Source organism: Enterococcus sp., assembly GCF_032555305.1.
Lineage (GTDB): Bacteria > Bacillota > Bacilli > Lactobacillales > Enterococcaceae > Enterococcus_A.
On sequence record NZ_JAWGOQ010000004.1, the window covers coordinates 128,829 to 144,406 of the forward strand.

Here is a 15,578-nt window from a genome sequence, read left to right on the forward strand (position 1 = left end):
GTCAGCCTGTTTTTTCGAGTCTTTTTTCTAAAATGTAGCGGACGATATGGGCGATGATCATGGTGCCGAAAACTAGACCAGTAACAACTTTTATTCCGGTTGGAACATATCCGTTAGGAACACCACCAAGACCAACCATACCACCAATCATCATCAAGCAGAGACCGCCTAAGTTATAAGTGATCATAAGCAGCTTATTGATTTTATGAATCCTCTCCATGATTTTTCCTCTCCTCTGTAATACGCATCCCAAAGAATGCATTTTTATCTCTAATGTTCTGCGGGTCGGCTAAATAATCTAAAATACTAGGTTTGGCTTGGCCTAGTAAGGCATCAATGCTTTTATGATAAATCTGGCTAAGAGCGATCAGCTGATCATAATCAGGGGCGCTCTTATTCAATTCCCATTTGGAAACGGTTTGTGGCGTGACATGCAGAAGTTCCGCAAGCTGCTTTTGACTCATCTGCTTCCTTTGACGAAAATATCTAAGCTGTTCACCGATCTCCACCATCTGCTCTTACCTCCCTCTCTTAGTCTTCATACATATTATACAATGGAAAACTTCGAGTTTACTATGAATCATTGATAGACAATACGTTGAACTAGCAAAAAAAGGGCGCAACGAATTGTTGCGTCCCTTTAAACTGTAGATAAATTACCAATAAATTGCAGACTCATAAACGTAAACCCATTTTTTAAGATCACCACTAAAACTTTTGAAAAAAAAGTTTCCTATGATCCTCCTGCTTTTCGAATCATTTTTATGATCACAAACGTTAATAAAGCCGTGCCTTAACGACTCATCAAAAATGATGTTATGTAAGATTCGGTGCCACCGCAGACATCGTTTCGATGCCGACGCTGATGCGCAAAGCAGCATCTACTTCTGCCATCAAGCAGCGATCCAAATGACAAACCTTTTCCTTCAAACGAGATTTGTCGATCGTACGGATCTGCTCCAGCAGAATCACTGAATCCCGTTCGATGCCGGTCCCATTTGATTTGATTCCGATATGTGTCGGTAGTTTTGGCTTCGCCATTTTTGCGGTGATCGCCGCGATGATGATCGTCGGGCTAAAATGATTGCCCAAGTTATTTTGGATTACCAGCACCGGGCGAATCCCGCCTTGTTCAGAACCAATAACTGGCGATAAATCTGCGAAATAGATATCACCACGCTTAACCATATTTTTCCTCCCAAAAATTCAGAATTTTGTTCATTTATTCTTGATAAATTCGCGGTACACGTTCTGAAAGCATACAACAAACTTCATAGTGGATCGTTCCTAAATGATCCGCTACGTCTTGCATCGTGATTTCTTGTCCTTTGCTTTTACCGATCAACGTGACTTTTGTTCCAGCCTTAAATTCTCGCGGCAGCCGGATCATCAATTGATCCATACAGACGCGTCCAACAATTTCGCAGAACTCACCCTCCACTAATAATGAAAAACCTTGCATTTTCCGCAGCCATCCGTCCGCGTATCCAATCGGCACCGTGCCGATCCATTCTTTTTCTGGCGTGTCATAGGTTTTCCCATAACCGACACCTTCCCCAGCCGCTAGTTCCTTGACCTGAATCAACTCGGAGACTAGTTCCATCGCTGGTTTTAATGGGTAGGCTTCTGGCAATTCATGACCAGACGGATTCAAGCCATACATCCCGACACCGTAACGAATCATATTCCCCGGCATCTCTCGATCATGCCACAAAGCGGTGGCACTGTTGCTTGAATGTACGTAACGCGGCAGATGATCCAATACGTTGATCACCTGATTAAAGCGATCCGCTTGTTCATGCCAGTACGTCGTGTCCTTTTCATCCGCAGTAGCAAAATGAGTAAAGAGACCCTCCCAAACCATATTCGGTGAAGCTTCGATGATCTCTGCGGCTTCTTTGACTTCTTCTGGTGTAAGAAAACCAAGGCGTCCCATACCAGTATCTGCTTTAATATGGATCTTTATCGGGGTGGTAGCTTCCTCTAAATCGCTTAATACTTCTTGTGCTTCCAGCAGCCAATCTTTTGTTGCTACAGTGATTGATAAATCATAATCCAGCACTAACGACAAATAACTTGGAAAAACAACACTCAATACTAAAATCGGTTCAGTAATCCCTGCTTCTCGTAACTCGATGGCTTCATCCAATGTTGCAACACAAAAACCGGTGGCTCCGACAGATAACGCGGTTTGCGCGGTAGCAATCGCTCCGTGTCCGTACCCGTCTGCTTTGACGACAGCAAATAATTCTACATCCTTTGGTAATCGATCAATTTCATTTTTAATATTCTCTCTCAATGCGTTCCTATGTATGATGGCTCTTGTTGGTCGATGATACGTTACAACCATAAACTTAGTGTCCTTCTTTCTATTCCTCCAGCAATACTTGTGCGATCGCTAGTTCCTCTGTATGGGTCAAGCTGACAAACACTTTTCCCTGATGAGGTGATTTTGTAAAGGCGGGTGCACCATTATCATCACGTAAAATCTCTAAATCTTGAAAACTGACTTTTCCGATGCCGGTTCCCCAGGCTTTAGAAAAAGCTTCTTTACATGCATACCGTCCTGCTAGAAATTCTACCTGACGATGGGGAGAATGGCTAGCAAAAAGGGTCTGTTCTGCCGGAGTTAAAATCCTTTCCACAAAATGCGGCCGACGTTCGATGATTTTAGCGACCCGTTCAAGCTCTGTCGCATCAATCCCGATTCCTTTGATCATGCTCTCAACCCTTTCACGTAATATCTTTATTTTACCAAAGACTTCTTTAAATGCTACGATTTTTTTTTAATAATCCATGAAAACTCCTTCATATCAAGCAAAAAGCCATCAATCAAAAAGATTGATGGCTTTGATAGTACAAAAAATTAATCGTTTGTGTTTGTACGGATCACAAAACCGCGTTTTTTATCATTGCTGCGGTTTGTATTTTTGTTGTTGCTGCGTTGTTTGTTCCCGCCGTAATTTTTGTTTTTGTTACGGTCACGATCACCACCACGATCTTTACGGTAGTTATCTTTGCCGCGGCCGCCGCCACGATTGTTTCCGCCACCACGATTGAAGCCGCCTTTTTTGTTAGAAGGCAATGGACGTTCTGGCGTGATTTTTACAGGAACGGCATCAGAAGGATCTTTTGCTGTCGTCTTCAATAATAAGGCAGCAAGTTCCTCTGGTGAGTAAGCCGCTAGTAATTCTTTTGCTGACTCATTGTATTTTTCGAGGCTATCAGAATTTTCTTCCATTTGGCTTTGAATTTGTTCCATCGCCGCACCTAGTTGACCCTTGAAGGCTTCTTTTTCGGTTGGCGGACGCATTGGGTTCATACGTTTTTTCGTCAAGTTTTCAATGACATGCAGGTAGCCCATTTCGTTCGGTGTTACGAAAGTCACGGACATACCGCCCTTACCAGCACGACCTGTACGGCCGATACGGTGAACATAGCTTTCTGGATCTTGAGGAATATCGTAGTTGTACACGTGAGTGACACCTGAAATATCCAAACCACGAGCAGCAACATCTGTCGCTACTAGAATGTCAAGATCACCGCGTTTGAATGAACGCAAAACGCTCATCCGTTTTTGCTGCGACAAGTCTCCATGGATGCCTTCAGCTTTGTAGCCGCGTGCTTCTAGTCCGCGAGCCAATTCGTCAACACGACGTTTGGTCCGACCAAAGACGATCGCCAAATCTGGCGTTTGAACATCAAACAAGCGCGTCATGATATCGAATTTTTCATAATCTTTCGCCCGAACGTAATACTGATCAATCAAATCAGCCGTCATTTCTTTGGCTTTGATTTTCACGTGTTCAGGGGCTTTCATAAATTTCACGCCGATTTTTTTAATTGCATCCGGCATCGTTGCTGAAAACAATAATGTTTGGCGTTGTTCAGGGACTTTACTGATAATTTTTTCGATATCTTCTAAGAAGCCCATGTTTAACATTTCGTCTGCTTCATCTAAGACAAGTGTTTCAACGGTTTCTAATTTCAAGGTGTGGCGGTTGATATGATCCAGCATCCGTCCAGGTGTACCTACAACGATATGTGGACGATCCTTCAAACCACGAATTTGACGACCGATGTCTGCGCCGCCATAGACTGCTTGCACGCGAATCTTTTTGTCGCGGCCTAAGCGATACAATTCTTCTTGTGTTTGGATCGCAAGCTCACGCGTTGGTGCGATGACTAAACCTTGTAAAGCATTATTAGTCGCGTCGATCTTATTTAACATTGGCAGACCGAATGCTGCTGTTTTACCTGTACCTGTTTGTGCTTGTCCAATTACGTCTTTTCCGTCTAATGCTAAAGGAATTGTTTGTTCTTGGATCGGTGTTGCTTCTTCAAAACCTGCGCGTTCAACCGCTAGCAATAGTTCTGGTGATAATTTTAATTCTTTGAATTTCAAATGATATCCTCCTAATGTCTGTTGACCTTATCATTTAGAGCGTATGGTTTGGTATCTGCGTTTGGTCTGCAACTGTCCCTTTAGTTGCCGTCCTTGGCGATACTACCGAAAAACCGCTCCGCGAAGTCAGGCGGAAGGATCATCTCTCACAAAAAGGGGCTGAACATCTTCATCTGAAAAATGCTCAACCGCTTCTCAAAATAATTGGTAAGCCGACGAAGCTCTCGTCAGCGAATCTTTAATTTATTGGATGACTCATTCAATCATTACTTCATTTCTCGGCAATGGCTCATTTTAGCACATCATTTCATTTTCTGCAAGTTTTCACTATTCCTGTAAATTTTCAACGACTTCGATCAAGCCCATCCCATTGCTGCCCTTCAAGACAATACTGTCAGCAGACTGCAGACTGTTTTTGATCGCTTCGATCATTTGCGGCTTCGCCTCTTTGCTGAAAAGGTGAACCGGCAGTGCCGGATAGCGATCCGCTAAAGCAATTTTCAATCCCTTCATCTCATCACCGTACAAGAAGATCTCGTGAAAATCCTGATCATTGATGTGATTCACCATACTGGTATGCAGTGAAAGCGAATCTTCGCCAAGCTCCAGCATATCCGCTAAAACGGCTAATCGGCGACCATCTGTCGGTAATTTTGCAAAGGTATCTAAGACTAAGCCCATCGCTGTTGGGTTGGCATTGTAGACGTCACTTAGAATGTCAGCGCCATTACTAGCCTTTAGCCATTGTGTTCGGTTCTGGGTAACTTGGACGTAAGCCAATCCTTGAAAGATCTCGTCGTTGGTTAAGCCGAACCAGCGGCCGATAGCCAGCGCGATCAAAGCATTTTGAACATTGTAGCTGCCAGGCAACGGAATCTGATAGCCCTTGTCATCGACAGAAAAGACCGTTGCACCTTTGTTTTCATTCAGAATCGTAGCCGAAAGCTCGCCCTTTTGGATACCAACTGTTTGAATGGTCTGGGAAGCTGAATGAGTTCGTTCTTCTAACAAAGGTTCGTCTGCCGGGATAATCAGTAACCCATCTGATGCTAAGCCTGTCGTAATCTCCATTTTCGCGTCAGCGATTTTTTCCCGTGAGCCTAAGTTTTCGATATGTGCCTCACCAATGATGGTGATCGCCGCCACATCCGGTTCGGCTAGTTCAGATAAGACGCTGATCTCGCCAGCGTGGTCCATTCCCATTTCCAGAATCAACTTTTCAGTTCCTTCTGGCATATGTAAAATCGTATACGGCAAACCAATGTCGTTATTATAGTTGCCTTGTGTTTTATAGGTCCGAAACTTTTGGCTAAGGACCGATTCAGTCATATCTTTTGTCGTTGTTTTCCCATTCGAGCCTGTAATTGCGATCACATCTGGATTTTCCTCCAGTAAATAATAGCTGGCTAATGCTTGAAAGGCCAACAGTGTATCTTTCACCAAAATAACTGCGATGCCTTCTGGTGCCGTTGCTGGATCTTGGCTCCATAGTGTCGCAGTTGCACCATTTTCAATCGCCTTCGCTACAAACTCATGGCCGTCATTCGTTCCCTTTAATGGGATGAACAAATCGCCGGCTTCAATTTTTCGTGAATCGAATTCGACACCAGTAACGGTCACCTCATTTTCCGCCAATACTTCACCTTGAACGGCCCTGCTGATGATTGTCGTTGTAAAATTCATGGTGTTCCTCCCAAATTTTCGTTTCTGACTACTGTAAAGGCTTCGCGAATCCGTTTTTCACATCAAACGATTTCGGTAAGCCAGACGTTAAAAGGAACTTGAGGCATCATTCCCTAAAGAATCATGTCTCAAGTCCTGCTTGTGACTAAACAGTTGCTTAATTATTCAAGGGCTGCTTGCTGCTCATAGCGCTTTGTCCCTAATTGAATCAGTTCTTCTATCAAGTCTCCATATTTCAAGCCCATATTTTCCCACAACAATGGGTACATACTGAATTCAGTAAAACCGGGCATCGTGTTCAACTCATTTAAGAATAATTCATTTTTATTGGTCAAGAAGAAGTCACAACGACTAAGTCCTGATCCGCCTAACATCGTGTAGGCTAATTTCGCAAAATCGCGGGCTTTTTGCATCACATCTTCTGGGATGTCTGCTGGAATCGCCATCTGGATCGTGTTATCGATGTATTTAGCATTGTAATCGTAGAAAGCTTCTTCTTTTACGACTTCACCAGGTAAGGTTGTTCGAACATCGTCATTGCCTAAGACGGCTACTTCGATCTCACGTGCATCAATCCCTTGCTCGACTAAAGCGCGTGAATCATAGCGGTATGCTTCCTGCAGTGCATTTTGTAGCTCTTCACGATTTTCTGCTCGGGTAATGCCGACACTGGAGCCCATGTTTGCTGGTTTGACAAACATCGGATACAGTAATGTTCCTTCACATTTATCAAAGATTTGTTTTGGATTTTCTTTCCATTGGTTCTTTAAAACAGGCACGTATGGAACTTGCGGAATACCTGCTGCCTGCAAGATATATTTCGTCATAATCTTGTCCATCGCGCAAGCACTAGTCATTACACCGGCGCCAACGTAAGGCATGTCCAGTATCTCCAAGAAACCTTGAATCGTTCCGTCTTCACCATTTGGCCCATGTAAGACTGGGAAAACGATCGCATTGTCTTCTTTGATATCGCCAGGAGCGATTACCTTGCCGCTGAAACCTTCAACTTCACTGCCGGTTGGGTCCCACGTCAAACGCAGGGTCTCATCTGTTTCTGGTGCTTCGGTTAATAACGGTCCTTTGACCCATTGACCTGATTTATCAATATAAACAAGCTGTACTTGATAATAGTCAAAATAGACCGCAGAAATAACTGAAAAAGCCGACAAAATCGCTACATCATGTTCTGGACTTTTCCCACCATAAAGTAAAATTATTTTCACCTGAGTATCCTCCATTACTTTCTGATCCCTAACATTTTAGCACAAAAATCAAAATCCCCAAAAAGAAATTTTACAAGTATTACAAAACCTGCCATTTATATTACATTAAAGACGGATGTACCAAGTCTTCCAGAACCTCTTTAAAATGCTCACGATCCTCGTTCGTAAAAGGTTTTGGTCCCTTCGTGCGCTGCTTCGCTTGACGCATCTTGCTACCAATAAATCGCTGCGTCAATAAAGCATCAATATTCATCTGCGTATATTCCAGCCCGGTCTGATGTAAAACATGAGCGGCTTTTGCCAATGTCAAAGAAGCTAATCCATAATCCTGGGTAATCAAAATATCCTCTGGACGAATGACCGATACGATCTTGAAATCAGCCGAGTCCGCGCCGCGATCGACGTAAATAAACTCTACAAAATCTGGATACTCCTTCTTTGAGTAGTGGTCAATACTAGTCACGATAATTACCGGCAGCTTATATTTTTCAGCAACCGCAATCGTAGTGTCCTTCACAGGCGAACCGTCGCCATCAATGATCAAACGCATACTTTCCAATCCTTCCAATCCAGCAAAGACCGATTAATAAAATAATGATCGAAGCAAATTTTACTATGTCCATTGTTGCAAGAATCTCCGGTGTATGCAAGCTGCGCAATAGAAAAACATCCTCGACTGGTAAATTTTTCAACTGCAACGTGATGACCAGCAACAGCATCAGAATAAATTGATGGGTAATGCTTCCTTTATTTGATGTCGAGTATTTCGCAGTAATACGCTGTTGCGCATCAATACTCTCTGTTTGATAATACAAACGATTCAACCAAGCACTCGTCCCCTTTTGGAAAAAGGTCAAGACAAAAATCGCAAATGGAAATAGAAAACGGACACTCAGCAGCACTAACCCCACTGCCAATCCTACAAGCTGAACGCTCAGATCATTTTTGAAATAGCTGCGCACTTTGCCAGCCAGGACTAGGGAACTGATAACGCCTAATAAATAAGGTAAGAACAAATAGAGTCCTTGCGCAGCTGCCCCTTCAGCTACAGCGACATAAAAAGCGCCAAAAAGAAAGATAAAATTGCCCAGCATCCCATTAATGAACGTCAACGCATTTTGCCAAAGTGGCAGCTTCCAGCGATCTTTCACCTGATGTACGACGACGATCGCTAGCATAAAAATACCAGCGAATAGGACGATCGCATGATCCAGCAGAGACTCGTTAAACAACAGACGCCCGCTGCGCAGCAAAAACAGCGCTGCAAAGAATAAAACGAACCAAATCAGTTCCGAAATCGAAAAAACATGCTTCGTTAATTCTTTAAAATCCATTTCATAATGGGGATAGTGCTTAACGGTGTGATAAGCGCAGACATAATACAAGGTCACAACACTTGGTACAATCACCCCTTGAATCGGAAATGCCAGTGTCAGTCCTAAAAATAAAGGAGCTAATACGATCAGTGCCGCTAAGTAATGACGACTGCTCATCGTTTGAACGCCTTTAGACTTTTCGAAAAAATTTACACTAGTATTTGCTGGTGGCAGCCAGGCTGCACTTAGTCCTAAAAAGATACTGCCAAACAAATAGAAAGTAAAATGTAATGCTCCAATCAAGGTCAGAAATGAACCGATACCACCAATCAGCAGCGAAACCATCAATAAGGTATACTGATCAATCGAGCGATACAAGCCCCGAATCAAAAAAATTCCCGTTACTCGAAAGGTATAAAATAAAACAAACGGCAGGACCGTTACAAATGTCCGCGCCTCAATAATATGCATGAATAACAAGTAAGGAATGACGATCATCGTATTCGATAGAACAAACGGTGTCGTCTGAGTAAACTGGCGAAAAAAGTTTTTCACTGCTTCCATAAAAAATATCCTTCCACTAATAAGAAATCAAGGTTATCGCTTTTCGAAATTCTTCGACTAAGTGTTCCTCTTTATAGGTCGCAAATTCTGCCTGATGTTTATTCAATAAGCTGCGCATTTTCATAGGAATAAAAAACTCTGCCAGCTGATTATCCAAAACAAAGTCCCGCGTAATCCCCCACTCATAATAGTAGCCTAAGGGACGACAGCTATATGTCGTTCCATGAATTTCCTGATCGCTAAAGCGTCGATGCGTATGCCCAAACACGACCTGTTGAACATTGGGGTACTGATCCAACAGCTTCCCTAAAGCCTGCGAACCAAGAAAGGCATTCAGCTTATTCCAAATTTGGTATTTCCCGTTTAGATGCACAATAAATTCTTCTTTTGGGACGAAATGAGTCGCCATAATAACTTGATAATTCTTTCGCTCCAAGTCATCTAAGACCACGCGCAGTTCTTCCAGAATCGCTTGATCCACTGTCTGATCATCTGAGAATCGTTCAATAATTCGATCAAACCAATAAATATTCTTGATCGAGCGGATTTGCTGCGGATCTTCAAGCTCAGAAAAACCATAATCATACCAGCCATTAAAGCCTAATAACACAGTTTGTTGATTAAGCGGCAGATAACGCAAATTTAAAAAATGGCTGTCAGGGTAATGCTCGATCATCTGCTCGCCCTTGATATTGCCCATCTCATGATTTCCAAAATTAAATGTTGTCGGCAGCCCACGCGAACGGAAAAATTGATTGACCGCCAGGGTCTGATCGATCTTGTTGGCTGTATCACCAGCAAAATGCAGACGCGTCACTTCCTGTTCCCGCAGCAGTTCAAAAAGTTTAGCCAATTCAGAGTCGCCCAAGTGATTAATATCGGCATGCAAATCTGTGATTACAGCTAAATTCCCCATCACGCTACCCCCTTCTTGGTCTACTTTACACAACTAGTCGCAATAATGCGAGTCAAAAGCTGAATTACTGATTTAGAGATTTTATGTCTGTGCTATACTTAAATAAGAGAGATTATTAAGGCTGTCAGTTCAATCATTCCCAATTCACATATGAAGGGAAGCGATTTTCTAAGATTGGACAAATTTTCATCTAGTACACTTTAGTTGTCGGACTAATTTTCTTTGAAAAATTAAGTCATTATAACGAATAAGGAGGGTATTTATATGGTTACTTATCACAATCTGCAAACCGATTTATTGCAAGCGCTTGATCTGCACATCGATATTTTAAAGGAAGTCGATGATATCGAAAGAGAAGAATTACCGGGTTTTTTATTTATGATGCGGAGTTTAGGATTCATGCTTGATCGCGCAGCCTTAGTGCTGGCCAGCGGCGATGACGAGGAAATGTATTACATGATGTTCCAGTATTACAGCTTACTGAAGGAGCTGAAATTCAATTTAGCCATGAACTTTCCTCATGCTAAGATTCAAGGCGAGCCATTGATTGACACCGTCAATCGCTTCCCCAACAATTACGAAAAAGAAATGAAAGCCTGGTGGGAAGAAAAGACCGGACTAATCGTTGAAGAAACCAAACAAACAATCGAACTGGATGAGAGTTAATTTTCAACAATCAAACGTATATTGAAAGCAAAAACGAAATAGGAGGCGAGCGAAATGCGCATCGCTGTATACTGCGGTGCTCACATCGGCACTGATCCTGCTTATCTGGAGGCCGCAAAAGAATTGGGACAGTGGATCGTCAAGAACAATCACGAACTCATCTACGGAGGCAGCAAACTCGGATTAATGGGCGCGGTCGCTGACAGCGTTTTGGCTGGTGACGGAACAGCGATTGGTATCATGCCGAAATTTTTACAGGATCGCGAACGCGTTCACACCGGGCTGACACAGATGATTACCGTGGAAGATTTAGATGAACGAAAAAAGACAATGATGAAATACAGCGATGTCTGTTTGGCTTTGCCAGGCGGAGTTGGTACGTTAGAAGAAATAAGTGAGGCTTATTCATGGGCGCGCGTTGGACAAAACAATAATCCCTGTGTTTTCTTTGATGTGAACCATTTTTATCAGCCTCTGCAAGATTTTTTTGATTCGATGGTTAAGCAAGGATTTCTATCCAAAGAAGACCGTCAGTTGGTTCTATTTTCCGATTCGTTATCAGAAATTGATGCATTCATTCAACACACAAAATAACTCCACGCTGCCAATCCAGCGTGGAGTTTCTATTTAGATATTCATTTCAGGATATAAGAATCGCAATACATCCATCGTTAAGCGACGGCTCTTACCCGCATAAGGATAAATATGCATGTGCATCATCGGATTGAAGTTGGCTTCGATGATCCCATAATCTTCATGTGTTTCATAGGGCTTGTCCTTATCAGGAATGATCAAATCGATTCCACTGATACTAGCGCCTAAAACCTCCACTGCGTCGATTGCCAGCTGTTTATAGCTCTCATGAATTTCATCCGTCACATCGATGGAGTCGCCGCCTGTCGATACATTTGAATTTTCCCGCAGGAAGACCTGTTGGTTCTTTTCAGGAATGCTGTCGATCCGTAAGCCTTGCTCCTTCAGCATCAACTGTTCGATATCACCTAATTGGATCTTTTCCAATGGTGAGCGATGGTTGGTGCCTCGTAAAGGATTCGCATTCTTTTCAGCAACTAGTTCTTCGATCGAGCGTTCGCCGTCACCGATCACGTTGGCAGGCGTCCGTAGCAAGACCGCCTTCACTTGATGGTCAATCACGAAGAAACGGTATTCCGTTCCCGGTAGGAACTCTTCAATAATAATCTCATCGTCTTCAGCAAAAGCCAGTGCCAATCCTGCATTGAAATCGGTCATTGACGTCTCACCTTTAAAAATCGTGATGCCTAAGCCGTAATTTGTTGATTTCGGCTTGATAACAAATGCTTTTTGGGCAAAGCGCGGATAAGCCTTTTTCGCAACTTCCATCGAACCAAATGTTTCGCCATCCGGTACCCGGAAACCTGCTCGCGCCAATACAATTTTTGTCACTGTTTTATTTGCCATCAGCAATGGCGCAATGTAGGTATCTTTACTGGTCATATTGCCGTTTTTTACTAATTCTTGATGGTCTTTGTGCTGCAGCTTAACGAATTGGTCCTGCCGATCCAGCACTTCCGTCTCGATACCTTTTTGAATCGCATCGAACAATAGGTTCTGAGTCGATAATTCCATCTCTTGGAAGCCTGCCAATTGATAAGGATGCGCCCAAGCCTGCTCATAAAACTTGCGACCTAATTCTGTTGCTACTTTCGCTTGGCCTTCTGCCTCATCTAGTGCAAGAATTCTTGCGGCTAACGTTTCATCCGGATGATCTAGCCAAACTTGATATTTTTCAAGCAGCTCAGCACCATCTAAATCTAACTCATTCACCATTTGCAGCATTTCAGTAAAGATCGCTTGACCTTCTGCCAGAAAAGCAGTCGGCTTTGCCGGATGCTCTAATGAGACTGCATCACTGATCCGATTGCCTTCTGCCACCCATTCGTCCGCCGACAACTTTTCATCTGTCCATAATAAATACAGCATGAACAAATGAATAAACTCAATCTCGTCTGCATCTATTCCGACACGGTCAAAAGGATTTAAGTCGATGTTACGCAGTTCTACATAGCGAATTCCTGTATGAAAAAGATCCGCAACCTTTTTCCCGCCTCGCATCCGAATCGGTGCGTAAAACTCTTTTTCTTCAGATAACCGTCCCAAGGCAACATTTTCAGCTAAATCATCACTGTAGCGTGCTAAGGTTTCATAAGAGACCTGTACATCCGGTTTGTTCACATAGCCGTAATGGCTCGTGCGAATACTGCGAACAGGCTCCTTTGGACGATCCTCATCATCAAAATAGCGATCTTCGCTTAGCGGGCTGGCCCCAAATAAATAGGTCAGCAACCAGCGGTAACGTAAGAAATTGCGGGCAATCTTCATATACAATCGAGTCTTGAAGTCCTCCATTGATACATCTTCATCGCTCACTAAATACAGTTGCTTAATCAAATCAAGACCGTATTCAAAATTAAAATGAATCCCACTCACCATTTGCTTGCGTTTACCGTATTCCCGTGCCAAATAACGACGGTATAAGACGTCCGCATGACGTTCTAATTTAGCAATCTGAATATCTTCCTCTTTTTCCGGAAGCATGGGTGGCATTGAAAATGGCCACATCATCTCATCCTTGGACATGCTTCGCTGTGCCACGTCATGGATCGCCTCTAAATAAGCCAACACTTCTTCAACTGATTCAGTGACTGGCGTGATCAATTCTAATTGTGTTTCAGAAAAATCAGTTTGGATATAAGGATGGAAGCTTCGATTTCCTACGGGGGCTGGATGATCTGTCTGCACTAAATCTCCCTCCAGTGTCACCCGCTGGCTTTCCTTCTCGATCCCATATCGTGCTTGCTGTAAAAAAGGCTTAACCTTTTCTTGTGCCATCATTTTTTTTGTATTCATTTGTCCATAGTCCTCCCATGCTTCACATTATATAGAAGTATTTCCAGAAACAGAACGGAAATGCTTGAAAAAGTTATAGCATTAAAAGTTAAAATATGATTAAATAATAATAACAATAAGATTAGCTGATAAATAATCAAGTTATGCATTTATTAATAAAAAAAGAATGGAGGCATCAATCATGGAGAAAGAAAAGCCATCAAGAATGAATGATACAGCCCATTTATGTCAAGAAACAGAAGCTAAAGAATTCGTGATGTTACATCCCCATCGCCAGCATCAGTTCCATTGCGACGATGTCCAACGGATAATGGATGCTAACGCAAGACAAACCAATATCAGCCTGCATGTGCCACCCTATTTTCAAGATACGCATTAGCTCATTTCGATACCCTCATTTTTCAAAAACTAGAATTAGACTAAACAGCTCGACTGTTTAGTCTTCAGCTAGAATTCAATAGAGTTTGATCGTTAATAACTGCAAAAAGCCTAACTGACAAAGAAGAACTGTTGAGGAAAAATCTCAACAGTTCTTCTTTTACTCTTCTTTCAATAGACCTTTGAATAATCCAACTGCGAAATCATTAGGGTTAAAGGCTTCAAGATCATCTAATCCTTCACCTAACCCAACCAATTTCACCGGCAAATGCAATTCATTACGGATCGCCAGAACGATCCCGCCCTTTGCAGTCCCATCAAGCTTGGTTAAGACCAGCCCAGTCACATCAGTGGTTTCTTTGAACTGACGTGCTTGGACTAAAGCGTTTTGTCCAGTTGTTGCATCAACAACTAACAGAACTTCATGTGGTGCCGTTGGAAATTCGCGTTGGATGACACGTTTGATTTTTTCCAACTCATTCATCAAGTTGACCTTGTTCTGCAGGCGTCCCGCCGTATCGATTAGCAGGATATCATAGTTCTCTTTCTTCGCTTTATCAACAGCATCAAAGACTACTGCGGCCGGATCACCGCCAGCATTGCCGCGAACAACCTCTACACCAGAACGTTGACCCCAAACAACTAGCTGGTCAATCGCACCGGCACGGAACGTATCAGCAGCAGCCAGTAGAACCTTCTTGCCTTCACTGCGATATTGGTTCGCCAATTTCCCGATACTGGTAGTTTTTCCAGTACCATTGACTCCAACAAATAAGATCACGCTCAATCCGTCAGGTTGCAGATTGATTTTATTATTTTCATTGATACCTTCTGCTTCGTAAATATCGACCAATTTTTCAATGATGACATTTTGGATTTGAGCAGGCTTCTTCGCATTTTTCAGCTTGACTTCCTGTCGCAGGGAATCTGTCAATTTGATCGCCGTATCAAAACCAACATCAGCGCCGATCAAGGTTTCTTCCAGTTCCTCAAAGAAGTCTTCATCTACGCGGCGGAAACGAGCAAACAATTCATTCATTCGATCGCCGAAAGATTTACGGGTCTTTTCTAGACCTTTATCGTATTTCTCCTGAACCGTTTCTTCTTTTGTCGCGGGCTCCGCTGGAACAACAATTTCTGGTTCTGGTTCCGGCTCCACTTCCGGGGTCTCGATCGTTTCTTCGACGGAAGTTTCTTCGACTGCTTCTGGTTCAGCAGGCTTTTCTTCACTCGTATCTGCTAACTCAATCGGCTCTTCTTTTTCTTCCGGTTCAGCTATCTCTGGTTCCTGTATTGGCATTTCTTGTGCGGGAGCATCCACTATCTCCTCAGCTTGTTCAAGTGACTCTTCAATCACTTCATCGCTCTGCTCTGCCGTTTCAGTCGCTTTCTCTTCGCTCTCCGGTGTTTCGCTTGATTCGGCTTGAGGTTCAACCTCTGAGGCTTCTTTTTCCTCGACGACTTCCTCTTGTTTTTCAGATTCCTCTTTTGTTTCACCACTAAAGGCTTTTTTTATGCGGTCAAATAATCCCATG

At 43.0% G+C, this 15,578-nt stretch carries 16 protein-coding genes; 3 read left to right on the forward strand and 13 right to left on the reverse strand.

Going from position 1 to position 15,578, the window contains the following annotated elements; all coding sequences use genetic code 11:
• Window position 1: 1 nt before the first annotated feature.
• From E6139_RS04860 to E6139_RS04910, 11 genes are all read right to left on the reverse strand, one after another.
• Entirely contained in the window at window positions 2-220 is a 219-nt protein-coding gene (locus tag E6139_RS04860) for a hypothetical protein (RefSeq protein ID WP_316401933.1), read from the reverse strand.
• The gene (locus tag E6139_RS04865) at window positions 204-512 is read right to left on the reverse strand and encodes a helix-turn-helix transcriptional regulator (protein ID WP_316401934.1); all 309 of its coding nucleotides are present in this window, start codon (window positions 510-512) and stop codon (window positions 204-206) included. Before E6139_RS04865 ends, E6139_RS04860 begins: the two co-directional genes overlap by 17 nt.
• A 304-nt stretch (window positions 513-816) precedes the next feature.
• Window positions 817-1,188: a type II toxin-antitoxin system PemK/MazF family toxin gene (locus tag E6139_RS04870; RefSeq protein WP_316401935.1), complete on the reverse strand. Its 372-nt coding sequence runs from the start codon at window positions 1,186-1,188 to the stop codon at window positions 817-819.
• 34 nt (window positions 1,189-1,222) lie between these two features.
• The gene (alr, locus tag E6139_RS04875) at window positions 1,223-2,350 is read right to left on the reverse strand and encodes an alanine racemase (protein WP_316401936.1); all 1,128 of its coding nucleotides are present in this window, start codon (window positions 2,348-2,350) and stop codon (window positions 1,223-1,225) included.
• A gap of 19 nt (window positions 2,351-2,369) precedes the next feature.
• Window positions 2,370-2,720 carry a holo-ACP synthase gene (gene acpS / locus E6139_RS04880; RefSeq protein WP_016179518.1) on the reverse strand — a complete coding sequence of 117 codons (351 nt, stop codon included), beginning with the start codon at window positions 2,718-2,720 and terminating at the stop codon, window positions 2,370-2,372.
• Between the two features lie 146 nt (window positions 2,721-2,866).
• On the reverse strand, window positions 2,867-4,405 hold the full coding sequence (gene cshA, locus E6139_RS04885; protein ID WP_316401937.1) for a degradosome RNA helicase CshA: 1,539 nt from the start codon (window positions 4,403-4,405) through the stop codon (window positions 2,867-2,869).
• Window positions 4,406-4,732: 327 nt separating this feature from the next.
• On the reverse strand, window positions 4,733-6,088 hold the full coding sequence (locus E6139_RS04890; protein ID WP_316401938.1) for a UDP-N-acetylmuramoyl-tripeptide--D-alanyl-D-alanine ligase: 1,356 nt from the start codon (window positions 6,086-6,088) through the stop codon (window positions 4,733-4,735).
• Between the two features lie 161 nt (window positions 6,089-6,249).
• On the reverse strand, window positions 6,250-7,314 hold the full coding sequence (locus E6139_RS04895) for a D-alanine--D-alanine ligase (RefSeq protein ID WP_316401939.1): 1,065 nt from the start codon (window positions 7,312-7,314) through the stop codon (window positions 6,250-6,252).
• A gap of 100 nt (window positions 7,315-7,414) precedes the next feature.
• On the reverse strand, window positions 7,415-7,864 hold the full coding sequence (locus tag E6139_RS04900; protein ID WP_316401940.1) for a YaiI/YqxD family protein: 450 nt from the start codon (window positions 7,862-7,864) through the stop codon (window positions 7,415-7,417).
• The gene (locus tag E6139_RS04905; protein WP_316401941.1) at window positions 7,848-9,194 is read right to left on the reverse strand and encodes a hypothetical protein; all 1,347 of its coding nucleotides are present in this window, start codon (window positions 9,192-9,194) and stop codon (window positions 7,848-7,850) included. The genes E6139_RS04900 and E6139_RS04905 overlap by 17 nt, the downstream gene beginning before the upstream one ends.
• A gap of 16 nt (window positions 9,195-9,210) precedes the next feature.
• A complete protein-coding gene (locus E6139_RS04910) occupies window positions 9,211-10,110 on the reverse strand; it encodes a metallophosphoesterase (protein WP_316401942.1) in 900 nt (299 codons plus the stop codon).
• A 264-nt stretch (window positions 10,111-10,374) separates the two neighbouring features.
• Here E6139_RS04910 and E6139_RS04915 point away from each other — a divergent pair, with 264 nt between their 5' ends.
• Together E6139_RS04915 and E6139_RS04920 are read left to right on the forward strand one after the other, a co-directional pair.
• Window positions 10,375-10,776 (forward strand): hypothetical protein, encoded by a 402-nt coding sequence (locus E6139_RS04915; protein WP_316401943.1) that lies wholly within the window; start codon window positions 10,375-10,377, stop codon window positions 10,774-10,776.
• 54 nt (window positions 10,777-10,830) lie between these two features.
• Window positions 10,831-11,370 carry a TIGR00730 family Rossman fold protein gene (locus tag E6139_RS04920; RefSeq protein WP_316401944.1) on the forward strand — a complete coding sequence of 180 codons (540 nt, stop codon included), beginning with the start codon at window positions 10,831-10,833 and terminating at the stop codon, window positions 11,368-11,370.
• Between the two features lie 33 nt (window positions 11,371-11,403).
• On the opposite strand, the gene gshAB is transcribed toward E6139_RS04920, so the two are convergent.
• On the reverse strand, window positions 11,404-13,665 hold the full coding sequence (gene gshAB, locus E6139_RS04925; protein ID WP_316401945.1) for a bifunctional glutamate--cysteine ligase GshA/glutathione synthetase GshB: 2,262 nt from the start codon (window positions 13,663-13,665) through the stop codon (window positions 11,404-11,406).
• A gap of 181 nt (window positions 13,666-13,846) precedes the next feature.
• On the opposite strand from gshAB, the gene E6139_RS04930 reads away from it, so the two are divergent.
• Window positions 13,847-14,044: a hypothetical protein gene (locus E6139_RS04930; protein ID WP_316401946.1), complete on the forward strand. Its 198-nt coding sequence runs from the start codon at window positions 13,847-13,849 to the stop codon at window positions 14,042-14,044.
• 159 nt (window positions 14,045-14,203) lie between these two features.
• On the opposite strand, the gene ftsY is transcribed toward E6139_RS04930, so the two are convergent.
• A complete protein-coding gene (gene ftsY, locus E6139_RS04935; protein WP_316401947.1) occupies window positions 14,204-15,577 on the reverse strand; it encodes a signal recognition particle-docking protein FtsY in 1,374 nt (457 codons plus the stop codon).
• Between the last annotated feature and the right edge of the window lies 1 nt (window position 15,578).